This window comes from Curtobacterium sp. YR515, assembly GCF_900113095.1.
In the GTDB taxonomy this organism is placed as follows: domain Bacteria; phylum Actinomycetota; class Actinomycetes; order Actinomycetales; family Microbacteriaceae; genus Curtobacterium.
Map to the genome: position 1 here is coordinate 409,508 of NZ_FOOD01000003.1, position 14,031 is coordinate 423,538.

Consider the following 14,031-nt stretch of genomic DNA (forward strand, 5'->3'; position numbering starts at 1 on the left):
CGCCGGGGCTTTCGCGTTTCCGGGGGCGGATATGGTGGTCCCATGCCCGCCGTGACCCTGCTGACCAAGCCCGGCTGCCACCTCTGCGACGACGCCCGACCGGTCGTCGAACGCGTCGTGGCCGAACACCCGGGGACGACCCTGCAGGAGCTGTCCATCCTCGACGACGACACCCTCCGCCTGGAGTACGCGGAGGACATCCCGGTCGTCCTGGTCGACGGGCGCGTCCACAGCAACTGGCACGTCGACGCCGACCGGCTCCGCCGTGCCCTCGAGAAGGCCGAGGCCCGCGCATGATCCACCACGTCGTCTCCTGGACCCTGCGCGAGGACCTCGACCGCGCAGAGTCCGTCGAGCGGATCCGCGAGCTCCTCGTCGGGCTGATCGGCACCGTCGACTCGATCCGTTCCCTGCAGGTCGTCGAGAACGTCGCCTACCCCGGGAAGAACCAGGACGTCGCCGTCGTGGCGACCTTCGACGACCTCGCCGGCCTCGACGAGTACCAGGTGCACCCGCAGCACCAGGCCGCGGCAGCGGAGATCCGTGGCCTGGTCACGGGGCGGGCGGCCATCGACTGGGAGAGCTGAGCCGCGCCTCCGGGCCCGCGCCGCGCGCGCTCCCCGCGCGCGCCGCCCGCGCCGTGCTCGCTTCGTGAGCAGAAATGGTCGCCTCCCGACTCGGGAAGCGACCATTTCTGCACACGAAGGCCGGCGGCGGTGCCGCGGACTACGGGGTCAGGCGCGTCGGGCCGCGGAACAGGTACGTGACCTCGCGGATCGACGGCTCGTGCAGCGCGAGCATCAGCACGCGCGCCAGGCCCATGCCGAACCCGCCGTGCGGCGGCACGCCGTAGCGGAAGAAGTCGAGGTACCAGCCGAGCTCCTCGGGGTCGAGGCCCTTCTCGACGGCCTGTGCCGTCAGGGTGTCGACACGGTGCTCACGCTGTGCACCCGTCGAGATCTCGGCGCCGTTGAACAGCAGGTCGTAGCTGTTCGTGAGGGTCGGGTCGTCGGCGTGACGCATGTGGTAGTAGGGGCGGATCGACGCGTCGTAGTCGGTGACGAAGACGAACTCCGAACCGTGCGTCTCCTTCGCCCAGGCGCTCACGCGGCGCTCGCCCTCGGGGTCGAGGTCACCGTCGGCGCGGACGACCTCGTAGCCGCTGTCGGCGACGATCTTCCGGGCCTCGGCCAGGGTCACGCGGGGGAAGGGTGCGGTCGGGACGACGAACTCGAAGCCGAAGACCGCTTCGATCTCGGTGCCGTACTTCTCCTTGACGGCGGTGAAGCCGGCGACGAGGAGCTCCTCGTGCATGGCCATGACGTCCTCGTGCGACTCGACCCACGAGATCTCGGCGTCGACGCTCGTGAACTCGGTCGCGTGGCGGCTCGTGAACGACGGGTCCGCACGGAAGGCGTCGGCGATCTCGAAGACCGCGCCGAAGCCGGCCGGCTGCGCCATCTGCTTGAAGTTCTGCGGCGACTGCGCGAGGTACGCCGTCGTCTCGAAGTACTCGAGCTGGAAGAGCTCGGCACGCGACTCGGACGCCGAGGCCATCAGCTTCGGGGTGTGGATCTCGATGTAGTCGCGCTCGACCCAGTACGTGCGGAACGCGTGCTCCATCGTCGTCTGGATGCGGAAGATGAGGTTCTGCTTGCGGTTGCGCAGGTCGAGGAAGCGCCAGTCGAGGCGCTTGTCGAGCGAGGAGTCGTCCGCGATCGGGGTCTCCGGGATGGCGGCGCTGATGACGGTCAGGTCGCCGACCTTGACCTCGAGCCCGCCGAGCTTGACGCGCTCGTCGTGCTTCAGGGTGCCCTGCACGTGCACGAAGGTGCCGTGCGCGAGGCCGGAGATCGCCTCGGTCGTCGCGAGTGCGGCGGCGGAGGCGTCGTCGCCCTCGACCGCTTCGCGCGTGGCGGGGTTGACGAGCTGTGCGGCGCCGGACTCGTCACGGAGGACGACGAACTGCACCTTCTTCTGGTCTCGGACGGTCTCCACCCATCCGGCGACGGAGACGGGGCCGTCGGGGCGTGCGGCGAGGTCGGCGATGCGGGTGCGTTCGATCACGGTGGTCGAGTCTACCGGTTGCGCCTCGGGCGCCGTCGTCGGGTGCGTTCGTCCCTCCACAGGTCGGCTGGCGTCCGGCATCGTCCACAGGGTGGGCCTGGAGGCGCGGGCCAGGTCCGATGTCTCCGTAGTGTTCCTGACGTGGCCGGGTCGCGAGCTGGAGGGAGGCCCCGCACGACGGCAGGGGTCGAGGGGCTCGCGGCCCGGCCGCCCGCGGCGGGGGGAGTTATTACGGGAGTGAAGCGCGCAGGGTGCCGAGTGTCCCGATGAACTCCTCGGCCATGCCCGCCCGCTCGACGAGCTTCGCGTGCCGCGCCCGCGCGTCCACGAGGAACTCGTCGAGCCGTGCGGCCAGCGCGGGCGCGTCCCCGGGGTCCTTCGCGGCCAGACCGTCGACGACCCGGAGCAGCTCGGCCATCTCGTCCAGCGTGAACCCGAGCGGCTTCATCCGCCGGATCACGAGCAGCCGTTCGAGGTCCTGTTCCGTGTAGACGCGGAACCCGCCGGTCGTCCGTCCGCTCGGCACGAGCAGCCCGACCTCGTCGTAGTGCCGGATCGTGCGGAGGGACATCCCGGCGCGGTCGGCCAGTTCGCCGATGTGCATCGTGGTGCTCACGGGGACGACTCTACCCTCACGTGAGGGTAGAGTTCAGGGCGATGTCCGTGACCACACACGCTCCCACCGCTCCGAGCGTCCTCAGCGCCCTGCGTTCGCCCCGCCTCCTCACGCGCGAGGTCCTCGCCGGGATCGTCACCGCGCTCGCCCTCATCCCCGAGGCGATCTCCTTCTCGGTCGTCGCCGGCGTGGACCCGGCGGTGGGGCTCTTCTCGAGCGTCGTCATCGCCGTCGTGATCTCGATCGTGGGCGGCCGTCCGGCGATGATCTCCGCCGCTGCCGGGTCCGTGGCGCTCGTGATCGCCCCGCTCGTGCGCGACCACGGGATCGCGTACCTCGTCCCGACGATCGTCCTCGGCGGCCTCATCCAGATCGTGCTCGGCTTCCTCGGGGTCGCCCGGCTGATGCGGTTCATCCCGCGCAGCGTGAACGTCGCGTTCGTGAACGCCCTCGCCATCCTGATCTTCACCGCGCAGCTGCCGAACCTGTTCGGTCCGGACGTGCCGGCGGTGGTCTGGGCGCTGACGGCGCTCGGCGTCGCCGTCATCATCGGGTTCCCGTTCGTCACGAAGGCGGTCCCGGCACCGCTCGTCGCCGTCGTCGTGATCACCGCGATCACGATCCTGTTCGGCGTCGCCGTGCCCACGGTCGGCGACGAGGGTGCGCTGCCGAGCGCGCTGCCCGGGTTCAGCGGCATCACCACGCCGTTCTCGCTGGACACGCTGCAGACCATCGCGCCGTACGCGTTCGGGGTCGCGATCGTCGGGCTCATCGAGACGCTCCTCACCGCGCAGCTCGTCGACTCGATCACCGAGACCGGTTCGAGCAAGTGGCGGGAGTCGTGGGGCCAGGGCATCGCGAACGTCGCGTCGGCCTTCTTCGGCGGTACCGGCGGCTGCGCGATGATCGGCCAGACCGTCATCAACGTGAAGACGGCCGGGGCCCGGACGCGCATCTCCACGTTCGCCGCCGGAGCGTCGGTGCTCGTGCTGACGATCGTCCTGCACGACCTCGTGGCCGAGATCCCGATGGCCGCGCTCACCGCCGTGATGATCATGGTCTGCGTCGCCACCTTCGACTGGCACAGCATCCGACCCCGCACGCTCCGGCGGATGCCCCTCGGCGAGACCGCGGTGATGGTGATCACCGTCGTGGTCGTCGTCGCCACGGACAACCTCGCGACCGGCGTGCTCGTCGGGGTGGTCGTCGCCGCGCTCGTCTTCGCCCGCCGAGCAGCCCACGTGGTGACCGTCGCGCGTGAGGTCGTCGACGAGCACACGGTCCGCTACCGGGTCCGCGGGGCGCTGTTCTTCGCCTCGTCGAACGACCTCGTCACCCGCTTCTCCTACGCCGAGGACCCCGAGCACGTCGTCATCGACATGTCCGACGCGCACGTGTTCGACGCGAGCACGGTCGCGGCCCTCGACGGGGTCGAGCAGCGCTTCGCCAAGCACGGGTCGACGGTCGAGGTGGTGCACCTCGACACCGGGTCCACGGCGCTCCACGGGCGGCTCTCCGGCGAAATGGGCTGAGTGGTTCCGCATCCGGTGAATCCCCTGTGCGGGCGGTGGGAACCCCTGAGCGACCTACACTGGAACCCATGCCCGCGTCCCGAATCCACCTCGTCCGTCACGGCGAGGTGCACAACCCGGACCGTGTCCTCTACGGGCGGCTCCCCGGCTTCGGGTTGAGCGACCTCGGCAAGCAGATGGCCCTCGCCTCCGCGACCGCGTGGAAGGACGCCGGCGTCGACGTCCGGCGGATCGTGGCCTCGCCGTTGCAGCGCACGCAGGAGTCCGCGGCGCCCTGGTCCGAGGCCTTCGGGCTCGAGGTCGCCCTCGACGAGCGGCTCATCGAGCCGACCAACCGGTACGAGGGGCAGCCCCCGGGCTTCACCAAGCGTTCGCTCGGACGCCCGGCCGAGTGGCCCTGGATCGCGAACCCGTTCCGGCCGAGCTGGGGTGAGGCGTACGAGTCCATCGCGAACCGGATGCTCGCGGCGATCGCCACGGCGTGGGAGAGCGTCGACGACGGTGACGTCGTCCTCGTCAGCCACCAGCTGCCGATCTGGATGGTGCACCGCCGTCTCGCCGGCGAGCAGCTCTGGCACGACCCGCGCAAGCGACGCTGCGACCTCTCCAGCATCACCACCGTCGAGCGTGTACCCGCCACCTCGTCCGGTCGGTTCACCGAAGTCGGGTACGCGGACCCGGCGCAGGCCCTGCGCGCGACCGCCATCGACGAAGGAGCAGTGTGATCACCAGCAGGAGCAAGCGGTTCGCGGTGCTCGCGGCGACGGCGGTGACCGCCGCCCTCGTCCTGACGGGGTGCTCGTCCGACAACGACTCGCTGTCGAAGCAGTACGGCAGCGGCACGACCCAGAACTACATCTCCGGTGACGGCGCCGTGACCGAGGTCGCCGCCGACAAGCGCACCGACGCGGTCGACTTCGAGGCGAAGGACATCGACGGCGAGACCCTGTCGTCGAAGGAGCTCAAGGGCAAGGTCGTCGTCCTCAACTTCTGGTACGCCGGCTGCCCGCCGTGCCGTGCCGAGGCGAAGTACCTCAACAAGGTCCACGACCAGTTCGCCGACGACGACGTCCAGTTCATCGGCGTCAACGTGCGTGACGAGCAGGCCACCGCCGAGGCGTTCGAGCGCACCTTCAAGGTCGACTACCCGACGGTGCTCGACCAGAAGACCGGCGCGATGCAGCTCGCGCTCTCCGGGCAGATTGCCCCGAACGCCGTGCCCGCCACGATCGTGCTCGACAAGCAGGGCCGCGTCGCCGCCCGCGTCCTCGGTGCGGTCGACGGCCCGGGCATCCTGAACACGCTCGTCTCCGACGAGTTGTCGGGCAAGGCTTCCTGACCCGTGTCCAGCAACCCCTTCGCCGACGCGATCCTCAGCGGGCAGATGGCCGTGGCGCTCCCCGTCGCGGCACTCGCCGGGCTCGTGTCGTTCCTGTCCCCGTGCGTGCTGCCCCTCGTGCCGGGCTACCTCGGCTACGTCGGCGGCGTCGCCGAGGGCGGACAGCGCCGCGGTCGCGTGGTGCTCGGGGTGCTGCTGTTCATCCTCGGCTTCACCGCGGTGTTCGTGGCGTACACGACGGTCTTCGGCGCGCTCGGGTTCTGGCTCGTCCGGTGGCGCGACCTCATCACGCAGATCCTCGGCGTCGTCGTCATCGCGATGGGTCTCGTCTTCGTCGGCCGCTTCACCTTCCTGCAGCGCACGATCAAGCCCGGGTGGACGCCCGCGACCGGCCTGGTCGGTGCGCCCCTGCTGGGCATCGTGTTCGGGCTCGGCTGGACGCCCTGCCTCGGCCCGACCCTCGCGGCGATCAACCTGCTCAGCGTCCAGTCCGGCAGCGCCTGGCAGGGCATGTGGCTCGGTGTCGCGTACTGCCTCGGCCTCGGCGTCCCGTTCGTCCTCGTCGCGCTCGGCGCCGGCTGGGCCACGGGTGCGATCCGCGCCGTGAAGCGCCACATGCGCATCGTCAACATCATCGGAGGAGCGATCCTGATCGTCATCGGTCTGCTCATGGTCACCGGCATCTGGTCGGCCGTCATGTCGAGCGTCGGGGCGGTGATCCAGACCTTTGTCCCCGCAGTCTGACCCCGACATCGACTCCACCGACACCTCGGCGGACCCGCAGCGACCGTCGGACCACGTCGACGGATCCGGCCCGGAGACGGCTGCAGGCGGGTCGGGCGACTCCGGCGTCAACCAGCCGAAGCTCGGGCCCGTCGGGTACCTCCGCTTCTTCTGGCGGCAGCTCACGAGCATGCGCACGGCGTTGTTCCTCCTCATGCTGCTGGCACTCGCGGCGATCCCGGGGTCCCTGGTCCCGCAGCGCACGGCCGACCCGAACGGCGTCGTCCAGTACAAGGCGGACCACCCGCAGCTCTTCCCGGTCCTCGACAAGCTGCAGGTCTTCGACACCTACACGTCGGTGTGGTTCTCGGCGATCTACCTGCTGCTCTTCGTCTCCCTGATCGGCTGCATCGTCCCGCGCACGAAGCACCACTGGCAGGCGCTGCGCACCCGACCGCCGAAGACCCCGGTCCGCCTGAGTCGTCTGGCCGGCTACCGCTCGGTCGCCGTCGACGGCGAGGGCGTCACGCCGGAGCACGCCGTCACCCGCGCGATGGCGATCCTCAAGCGCTCCGGCTACCGCGTCGAACGCTTCGGCGACTCGGTGAGCGCCGAGCGCGGCTACCTGCGCGAGACCGGCAACCTGGTGTTCCACGCGGCGCTCGTGGGCGTGCTGCTCGCGGTCGGTGTCGGCGGCGGGTTCGGGTACACCGGCCAGCGGCTCCTCGTCGAGGGCCAGACGTTCTCGAACGTGCTCGGCTCGTACGACTCGTTCAACCCCGGTCGCTGGTTCCAGCAGAGCGACCTCAAGGGCTACAACTTCACGCTCGACAAGTTCGTCACCAAGTACGAGGAGCGGAACCTCGACGCCCTCGGCCAGGCGCTCGACTACTCGGCGACGGTCACGACGCAGGAGAAGGGCGGCTCCAAGCAGACGAGCCGCCTCGGCGTCAACGACCCGGTGAGCGTCGGCGGCACCAACGTCTACCTCCTCGGCAACGGCTACGCGATGGACGTCACCGTGCGCGACGGCGACGGCAACGTGGCGTTCCAGGACACCGTTCCGTTCCTCCCCGAGGACGCGAACTACACGTCGACCGGCGTCATCAAGGTGCCGGACGCGCTGCCGGACCAGCTCGGCATGGTCGGGTTCTTCTACCCGACGGCGTCGAAGCTCTCGACCGGCGCGTACGCGAGCGCCTACCCGGACGACCAGAACCCGCTGCTGACCCTGCAGGTCTACACGGGTGACCTCGGGCTCGACGACGGCGTCCCGCAGAGCGTCTACACGCTCGACACCAGCGGGCTGCAGCAGATCGCGGGCCGCCAGTCCAAGACCGCCAGTGTCGAGCTGAAGCCCGGGCAGACCAAGACGCTGCCGGACGGCGCGGGGTCGATCACGTTCGACGGGGTGAAGCGCTACGTCTCGCTCGACGTCCACCACGACCCGTCGCAGCTGTGGGTCGGCGGGTTCGCCGTGCTGTCCGTCCTCGGGCTCCTCACGTCGCTCTTCGTCCCGCGCCGTCGCGTGTGGGTGAAGGTCGTGCCGCGCCGCGACGGCAGCGCCGACGCCGAGCCGGGCTACGACCTCGAGTACGCGGGCCTCGCACGCGGCGAGGACCCGAACCTCGAACGGGCCGTGGCGGACATCGCCAAGCGCCACACGTCGGACCTCGGAGTTAGGATGCCCCAGTGAACGACATGACCACGAACCTCGCGACCTACTCGGTCGTGCTGACGTACTCCGCCATGGCGGTCTACGTCATCGCGTTCATCGCGTTCGCCCTCGACATGGCGAAGCGGGCCGGCAACGTGACGGCTGCGTCCGACGCCGCTGCGGCGCCCGCCGCCGGCGCGGAGCGGACCGTCGCGACCGTCCAGGGCGGCACCGTCGTCCTCGAGCAGGTCGCCGTCACCGACGAACGAGCCGGGCGCCGCGGGACGAAGTTCGAGCGGGTCGGCATGGCGATGACGATCCTCGCGCTCGTGCTGCACGTCGCGTCCGTCGTCCTGCGCGGGATCGCGGCCGACCGCGTGCCGTGGGGCAACATGTTCGAGTTCTCGCTGACCGGCACGGCGCTGATCACCCTGATCTTCCTGCTCGTGCAGTTCTGGCAGAACCTGAAGTTCCTCGGCGTCTTCATCACCGGCCTGACGATCATCCTGCTCGGCATCGCGACCGTGAACTACTGGGTGCCCGTCGTGCCGCTGCAGCCCGCGCTGCAGTCGTACTGGCTCGTCATCCACGTCTTCGTCGCCATCGCCGGCACGGGCTTCTTCGCCCTGGGTGCCGGGCTCGCCGTGGCGCAGCTCGTGCAGACCTACCGCCAGGGGCGGACCGCCTCGGGCAAGCTCCGCTTCATGGAGACGCTGCCGGACGCCGACCGGCTCGAGGTCCTCACCTACCGCGTCCTGCTCGTCGGGTTCGTCCTCTGGACCTTCACGCTCATCGCCGGTGCGATCTGGGCCGAGCGCGCCTGGGGTCGCTACTGGGGGTGGGACACGAAGGAGGTCTGGACCTTCATCATCTGGGTGGTCTACGCCGGGTACATCCACGCACGTGCGACCCGCGGGTGGCGTGGCGCGCGGTCGTCGTGGCTGGCCCTCATCGGCTTCGCCGCGGTGATGTTCAACTTCTCGGTCGTGAACGTGTTCTTCAAGGGCCTGCACAGCTACTCCGGACTCTGATCCGGACGGGTCGCTGACGCGGCCCTGGTCGCGACCACCACCGGACGGGAGGCGCGGTGCCAGCTGGCACCGCGCCTCCCGTCCGTCGTCGGCGCGAGACCGAGGCCGAGCCCCGGTGCGAGCCCAGGCGCGAGCGCGAGGTCGCGCAATCCGTCGCCCGGCGCGCGTCGGAGCGACCGAACGTGCGACCTCGGCGAACGCGAGCGGCAGGTCGTGCGACCGGGCCGGCCGTGCGCCCGGGCGGGCGGTCAGCCGGCGAGGAGCGCGTGCACCCGCTCGAGCCGCGCGAGCCACCACGCGGCACGCTCCGGCGACGCCGCGTTCCGCTCCAGCAGATCCCGGTCGACCTCGACCCGCCGCACCGGCACCCGCCCGTCCACCGGCAGCAGCGGCGCCGCCGACACGTCCGACGTGAACATCGCCGCGGTGCCGAGCCCCGCGGCGTACCCGGGCGACATCGCCTCGGCCGCGAGGAACGCCCCCATCCCCAGCCCGACCGACGTGTCGAGCGCACTCGACACCACGCAGGGGAGCCCGGCGTCGGCGACGACCGCACGCGCGGCGGTGATGCCGCCGAGGGGCTGCGCCTTCACGACGAGGACGTCGGCGGCACCGGCCCGGGCGACGGCGAGCGGGTCCGAGGCCTTGCGGACGCTCTCGTCCGCGGCGATCGGCACGCCGAGTCCGGCGATCCGCTGCCGGAGCTCGGCGAGTTCCGGCACCGTGCGGCACGGCTGCTCGGCGTACTGCAGGTCGAACGGGGCGAGGCGCTCGAGGGCCTCTGCGGCGGAGTCGACGCTCCAGAGCCCGTTCGCGTCCACGCGGACCGCGGCTGAGGGGCCCATAACCCGTCGGACCTCGGCGACGCGGGCCACGTCGTCGTCGATCGTGGTGCCGGGTTCGGCGACCTTCACCTTGGCGGTCGTGCAGCCCGGGTACCGCGCGAGGAGGTCCGCGACGCCGTCCGGAGCGATCGCCGGCACGGTGGCGTTCACGGGGACGCTGTCTGCGGCGGGCTCGTGCGTCGTCCAGCCGAAGTCGACCGCGGCCCGGAGCCACGCGGCGGCCTCGGCGTCGTCGTACTCGACGAACGGGGAGAACTCGGTCCACCCGGCCGGACCGCGCAGGACGAGGGCCTCGCGCACCGTGATGCCGCGGAACCGCACCCGCATGGGCAGCGCCACCACGTGCGCGTCGGAGAGGAGGTCGTCGAGGTCGGGGAGCACCTGGCCATCATCCCAGGAGCACCCAGGGCACCCCACGGTTCCTCGGAGCGGACCGCCAGGGCAGCGCACTAGTCTGCATCGGTCGGCCACGGTCGGCACCCCAGCTTGAACGTCGGCCACGGTCGGCACCCCAGCACCAGCACCGAGGACGAGGGAGGACCTGTGGCGCCGGAACCGCAGCAGCGCGCGTCGCAGCGATCCGCAGCACCGTCCTCGGCGCGTGCGCAGTCTCCGAGTGCGCGTGCGCAGGCCCCCGGTCGCGACACCGGCGAGTTCGCCCGGCTCATGCAGCGGAACACTGTCGACGTCCGGCAGGAAGCCCAGAAGGGGCGCAAGAAGCGCAACCCGGTGGTCGGCAAGATCGCCCTGGGGCTCGCGGTCGTCTCCGCCGCGGTCGACGCGAGCGCCTTCGCCGTCTTCATGGGTGGCGACACCGACTTCGCCTTCGGCATCTGCTTCGTGGTGGTCTTCCTCACGCTCATCGCCGCGGTGCTCGGGTTCGTCGCCGCGGTGGGGTCGTTCGGCCGCTGGTACGGCGCCGTCGGGGTCGTCGTGGCGTTCTTCGCGAACCCGGTGATCCTCATCGTGCTGCTCGTGATCGTCGCCCCCGAGCTGCTGACCGACATGGGTGGTTCGGCCGCGACGGACGGCGCGGGGCTGTAGCACGCGGCGGTAGCGTTGGAGCATGGCTGCTCCCGTCTCCGACCTGTTCGACCCCGACGTCTGGACCGCGGCTCCGATCGCGGAGCAGTTCACCGACATCACGTACCACAAGCACGTCTCCCACGGGATCGTCCGGGTCGCGTTCGACCGGCCCGAGGTGCGGAACGCCTTCCGTCCGCGCACCGTCGACGAGCTGTACCGCGCACTCGACGACGCCCGGCAGGACCCGCGTGTCGGCGTCGTGCTCCTCACCGGCAACGGCCCGAGCCCGAAGGACGGCGGTTGGGCGTTCTGCTCCGGCGGCGACCAGCGCATCCGCGGCCGGAGCGGCTACCAGTACGTCGGTGACGAGGGCGCCCCGCCCGAGGGTGTCGACCCGGCAGCGGCGCAGGCGTCGATGGGGCGGCTGCACATCCTCGAGGTCCAGCGGCTCATCCGGATGATGCCCAAGGTCGTCATCGCCGTCGTCCCGGGGTGGGCGGCGGGTGGGGGCCACTCGTTGCACGCGATCTGCGACCTCACCATCGCGAGCGCCGAGCACGGCAGGTTCAAGCAGACCGACGCCGACGTGGGCTCGTTCGACGGCGGCTACGGCAGCGCCTACTACGCCAAGCAGATCGGCCAGAAGTTCGCGCGTGAGGTCTTCTTCCTCGCGCAGGAGTACTCGGCGCAGCGCGCGTACGAGATGGGCGCCGTGAACGCCGTCGTCCCGCACGAGGACCTCGAGCGCGAGGCGATCCGCTGGGGCGAGATCGTGCTCGGCAAGTCCCCGACGGCGATCCGGATGCTCAAGTACGCCTTCAACGCGGTCGACGACGGCATGGTCGGCCAGCAGGTGTTCGCCGGTGAGGCCACGCGGCTCGCCTACGGCACCGACGAGGCGGTCGAGGGTCGTGACTCCTTCCTCGAGAAGCGCGCGCCCGAGTGGACGTCCTTCCCCTGGCACTACTGATGGCCCGTCCGCTGGTCGCGACCGGCACGTCGGACCCGTCGGTCGTGCTGCGGGGCCTGGAGGCGGCACTCGCCGGCGGCCCCGCCCTGCTCCCGGTCGCGGACGGCGCCCCGGCGCTGCCGACACCTGCTCCGGCCACCGTCCCGCAGCGGGTCGCCCTGGTCGTCGAGACGAGCGGGTCCACCGGCACCGGCAAGCGCGTGGCGCTCTCGTCGGAGGCGCTCCTCGCCGGTGCCGCTGCGGCGGACGCGGCACTCGGGGGCCCCGGCGGCTGGGTGCTCGCGTTGCCGACGCACTACATCGCGGGGCTCAACGTCCTGACCCGGTCGATCACCGCGGGGACGGTGCCCGTCGTCGTCGCTCCCGGGCACTTCGACGCGGGTGCGTTCGCCGACGCGGCCGACCGGCTCGTCACCGGTCCCGGGGCACCGCGGCGCTACACCTCGCTCGTCCCGGTGCAGCTCGCCCGGGTGCTCGACGACGAGCGGGCCACCCGTGCCCTCGCCGGGTTCGACGCCGTGCTCGTCGGCGGGCAGGCGACCCCGGCGCCGCTCCGTGACCGGGCCCGCGCCGCCGGCGTCCGGATCGTGACGACCTACGGCGCGAGCGAGACGAGCGGCGGGTGCGTCTACGACGGCGTCCCGTTCGGCACCGTCCGCACCGAGCTCGTGGACGGCGAGCTGTTCCTGTCCGGGCCGATGCTCGCCGAGGGCTACCTGGACGACCCCGACCGCACGGCGGCGACCTTCACCGAGCGCGATGGACACCGCTGGTACCGCACGGGCGACGCCGCCGAGGTCGTCGACGGTGTCGTGCGGGTGCTCGGCCGGCTCGACGACGTCGTGATCTCGGGCGGCGAGAAGGTCCCGCTCGGCGCCGTCGAACGGATCGTCCGCGGGCTCGACGGGCAGGAGGGCGCGGTGGTCACGCGTCGGGCGTCGGGGGAGTGGGGCGAGGTCCCCGTCGTCGTGACCGACCATCCGCTCGACCTCGACGTGGTCCGCGTCGCGGTCGGCGACGTCCTCGGGCGGGCCGCACGGCCGGCCGACGTGGTCGTCGTCGAGCGGCTCCCGATGCTCGCGACCGGCAAGCCGGACCGCCGGGCGATCCGCGCGATCGCGGACCCGACCGCCTGACGGAGGCGGGTCGACCGCCGATCGCGATCCGTTCCTCCTGGGCCGGCGTCCCGGACGCACGGCGGACGCGGATACGATGGACGGTCGTGGCACGCACGAAGAACACGAACCGTTCCAGGAACCGCTCCGGCAACCCGGCCAAGGCCGCGGCACCGCAGCGCACGAAGCGCCGCGCGACCGCGGGCGACTGGATCGGCGGGGCGCGCCTGCGCACCCTGACGCTCGGTGTCGTCCCCGTCGTGATGGGCACGACGGTCGGGTTCGTGGACAGCGGTGAGGCCGGTGACTTCGGCGACTGGATCGCGAAGGGCCACCACCTGCCCATCGCGATCCTGGCGCTGCTCGTCGCGCTGTTCCTGCAGATCGGCGTGAACTACAGCAACGACTACTCCGACGGGGTGCGCGGCACGGACGAGTTCCGCGTCGGGCCGGCCCGTCTCACCGGAGCCGGACTCGCGAAGCCCCGCACCGTGCTGACCGTCGCGCTGACGTTCTTCGGGCTCGCAGCCGTCGCCGGCATCGTCATCGTGGTGCTCACGCAGCTGTGGTGGCTCCTGCTCGTGGGCGCTGCCGCCATCGTCGCGGCGTGGTTCTACACCGGCGGCAAGAAGCCGTACGGGTACAACGCCCTCGGCGAGGTCTTCGTGTTCGTGTTCTTCGGACTCGTCGCCGTTCTCGGCACGCAGTTCGTCCTCATCGACCGGATCACCCCGAGCGGGTGGGCCGCTGCGATCGCCGCCGGGTTCTTCGCCTGTGCGGTGCTGATGGTGAACAACATCCGCGACATCGACGAGGACCGTCTCGCGGGCAAGCGCACCCTCGCGGTCGTGGTCGGACGGCCGGTCGCCCGGGTGCTCTACGGCCTCTTCCTGATGCTGCCGTACGTGGTGCTGCTCTGGTTCGTGCTGCTCTACTTCCGCACCGGGTTCACGTACTTCTCGCTGCTGCTGGCGCTGCCGGCACTCGCGATCGGCGTCTCGTCGCGGAAGCCGCGGGAGCTCATCACGGCGCTCCAGCTGTCGTCGTTCGCGTCGCTCGTGTTCGGCGTCGTGCTCGGCATCACGCTCGCCGTCCAGCCGTAGCCCGGCG

The 14,031-nt window shown here is 71.2% G+C and carries 15 protein-coding genes; 12 read left to right on the forward strand and 3 right to left on the reverse strand.

What is annotated here, in order from left to right; translation table 11 throughout:
- The first annotated feature begins 42 nt into the window (after positions 1-42).
- Both BM028_RS10135 and BM028_RS10140 read left to right on the forward strand, forming a co-directional pair.
- Positions 43-297: a glutaredoxin family protein gene (locus BM028_RS10135; protein ID WP_092386327.1), complete on the forward strand. Its 255-nt coding sequence runs from the start codon at positions 43-45 to the stop codon at positions 295-297.
- Positions 294-587, forward strand: coding sequence for a Dabb family protein (locus BM028_RS10140; protein ID WP_070418355.1), 294 nt, complete (start codon positions 294-296; stop codon positions 585-587). Before BM028_RS10135 ends, BM028_RS10140 begins: the two co-directional genes overlap by 4 nt.
- Before the next feature lie 139 nt (positions 588-726).
- On the opposite strand, the gene aspS is transcribed toward BM028_RS10140, so the two are convergent.
- Together aspS and BM028_RS10150 are read right to left on the reverse strand one after the other, a co-directional pair.
- Entirely contained in the window at positions 727-2,067 is a 1,341-nt protein-coding gene (gene aspS / locus BM028_RS10145) for an aspartate--tRNA(Asn) ligase (RefSeq protein WP_092386329.1), read from the reverse strand.
- Between the two features lie 229 nt (positions 2,068-2,296).
- The gene (locus BM028_RS10150; protein WP_092386645.1) at positions 2,297-2,671 is read right to left on the reverse strand and encodes a MerR family transcriptional regulator; all 375 of its coding nucleotides are present in this window, start codon (positions 2,669-2,671) and stop codon (positions 2,297-2,299) included.
- A 53-nt stretch (positions 2,672-2,724) separates the two neighbouring features.
- Here BM028_RS10150 and BM028_RS10155 point away from each other — a divergent pair, with 53 nt between their 5' ends.
- The 6 genes from BM028_RS10155 (at position 2,725) to ccsB (ending at position 8,965) form a co-directional block, all read left to right on the forward strand.
- The gene (locus BM028_RS10155) at positions 2,725-4,215 is read left to right on the forward strand and encodes a SulP family inorganic anion transporter (protein ID WP_092386331.1); all 1,491 of its coding nucleotides are present in this window, start codon (positions 2,725-2,727) and stop codon (positions 4,213-4,215) included.
- A 68-nt stretch (positions 4,216-4,283) separates the two neighbouring features.
- The gene (locus BM028_RS10160) at positions 4,284-4,940 is read left to right on the forward strand and encodes a histidine phosphatase family protein (protein ID WP_092386333.1); all 657 of its coding nucleotides are present in this window, start codon (positions 4,284-4,286) and stop codon (positions 4,938-4,940) included.
- Positions 4,937-5,554, forward strand: coding sequence for a TlpA family protein disulfide reductase (locus tag BM028_RS10165; protein WP_083413893.1), 618 nt, complete (start codon positions 4,937-4,939; stop codon positions 5,552-5,554). Before BM028_RS10160 ends, BM028_RS10165 begins: the two co-directional genes overlap by 4 nt.
- A 45-nt stretch (positions 5,555-5,599) precedes the next feature.
- Positions 5,600-6,298, forward strand: coding sequence for a cytochrome c biogenesis CcdA family protein (locus BM028_RS10170; RefSeq protein WP_071296728.1), 699 nt, complete (start codon positions 5,600-5,602; stop codon positions 6,296-6,298).
- On the forward strand, positions 6,282-7,973 hold the full coding sequence (gene resB / locus BM028_RS10175) for a cytochrome c biogenesis protein ResB (RefSeq protein ID WP_254789512.1): 1,692 nt from the start codon (positions 6,282-6,284) through the stop codon (positions 7,971-7,973). Before BM028_RS10170 ends, resB begins: the two co-directional genes overlap by 17 nt.
- Before the next feature lie 5 nt (positions 7,974-7,978).
- The gene (ccsB, locus tag BM028_RS10180) at positions 7,979-8,965 is read left to right on the forward strand and encodes a c-type cytochrome biogenesis protein CcsB (RefSeq protein ID WP_071296730.1); all 987 of its coding nucleotides are present in this window, start codon (positions 7,979-7,981) and stop codon (positions 8,963-8,965) included.
- A 248-nt stretch (positions 8,966-9,213) separates the two neighbouring features.
- On the opposite strand, the gene BM028_RS10185 is transcribed toward ccsB, so the two are convergent.
- Entirely contained in the window at positions 9,214-10,191 is a 978-nt protein-coding gene (locus tag BM028_RS10185; protein ID WP_092386335.1) for an o-succinylbenzoate synthase, read from the reverse strand.
- Between the two features lie 285 nt (positions 10,192-10,476).
- On the opposite strand from BM028_RS10185, the gene BM028_RS10190 reads away from it, so the two are divergent.
- From BM028_RS10190 to BM028_RS10205, 4 genes are all read left to right on the forward strand, one after another.
- Positions 10,477-10,854, forward strand: a complete 378-nt coding sequence (locus BM028_RS10190; RefSeq protein WP_139219799.1) for a hypothetical protein — start codon at positions 10,477-10,479, stop codon at positions 10,852-10,854.
- Between the two features lie 22 nt (positions 10,855-10,876).
- A complete protein-coding gene (locus BM028_RS10195; protein WP_070418360.1) occupies positions 10,877-11,806 on the forward strand; it encodes a 1,4-dihydroxy-2-naphthoyl-CoA synthase in 930 nt (309 codons plus the stop codon).
- Complete coding sequence (locus tag BM028_RS10200) at positions 11,806-12,942, forward strand: AMP-binding protein (RefSeq protein ID WP_092386339.1); 1,137 nt, start codon at positions 11,806-11,808, stop codon at positions 12,940-12,942. The genes BM028_RS10195 and BM028_RS10200 overlap by 1 nt, the downstream gene beginning before the upstream one ends.
- An 86-nt stretch (positions 12,943-13,028) precedes the next feature.
- Positions 13,029-14,024, forward strand: coding sequence for a 1,4-dihydroxy-2-naphthoate polyprenyltransferase (locus tag BM028_RS10205; protein ID WP_254789514.1), 996 nt, complete (start codon positions 13,029-13,031; stop codon positions 14,022-14,024).
- The last annotated feature ends 7 nt before the right edge of the window (positions 14,025-14,031 follow it).

Coding starts and splice junctions, on each gene's coding strand:
- BM028_RS10135 (WP_092386327.1), top strand. CDS start 43: ATGCCCGCCGTGACCCTGCTGACCAAGCCCGGCTGCCACCTCTGCGAC.
- BM028_RS10140 (WP_070418355.1), top strand. CDS start 294: ATGATCCACCACGTCGTCTCCTGGACCCTGCGCGAGGACCTCGACCGC.
- BM028_RS10150 (WP_092386645.1), bottom strand. CDS start 2,671: ATGCACATCGGCGAACTGGCCGACCGCGCCGGGATGTCCCTCCGCACG.
- BM028_RS10155 (WP_092386331.1), top strand. CDS start 2,725: ATGTCCGTGACCACACACGCTCCCACCGCTCCGAGCGTCCTCAGCGCC.
- BM028_RS10160 (WP_092386333.1), top strand. CDS start 4,284: ATGCCCGCGTCCCGAATCCACCTCGTCCGTCACGGCGAGGTGCACAAC.
- BM028_RS10170 (WP_071296728.1), top strand. CDS start 5,600: ATGGCCGTGGCGCTCCCCGTCGCGGCACTCGCCGGGCTCGTGTCGTTC.
- ccsB (WP_071296730.1), top strand. CDS start 7,979: ATGACCACGAACCTCGCGACCTACTCGGTCGTGCTGACGTACTCCGCC.
- BM028_RS10190 (WP_139219799.1), top strand. CDS start 10,477: ATGCAGCGGAACACTGTCGACGTCCGGCAGGAAGCCCAGAAGGGGCGC.
- BM028_RS10195 (WP_070418360.1), top strand. CDS start 10,877: ATGGCTGCTCCCGTCTCCGACCTGTTCGACCCCGACGTCTGGACCGCG.
- BM028_RS10200 (WP_092386339.1), top strand. CDS start 11,806: ATGGCCCGTCCGCTGGTCGCGACCGGCACGTCGGACCCGTCGGTCGTG.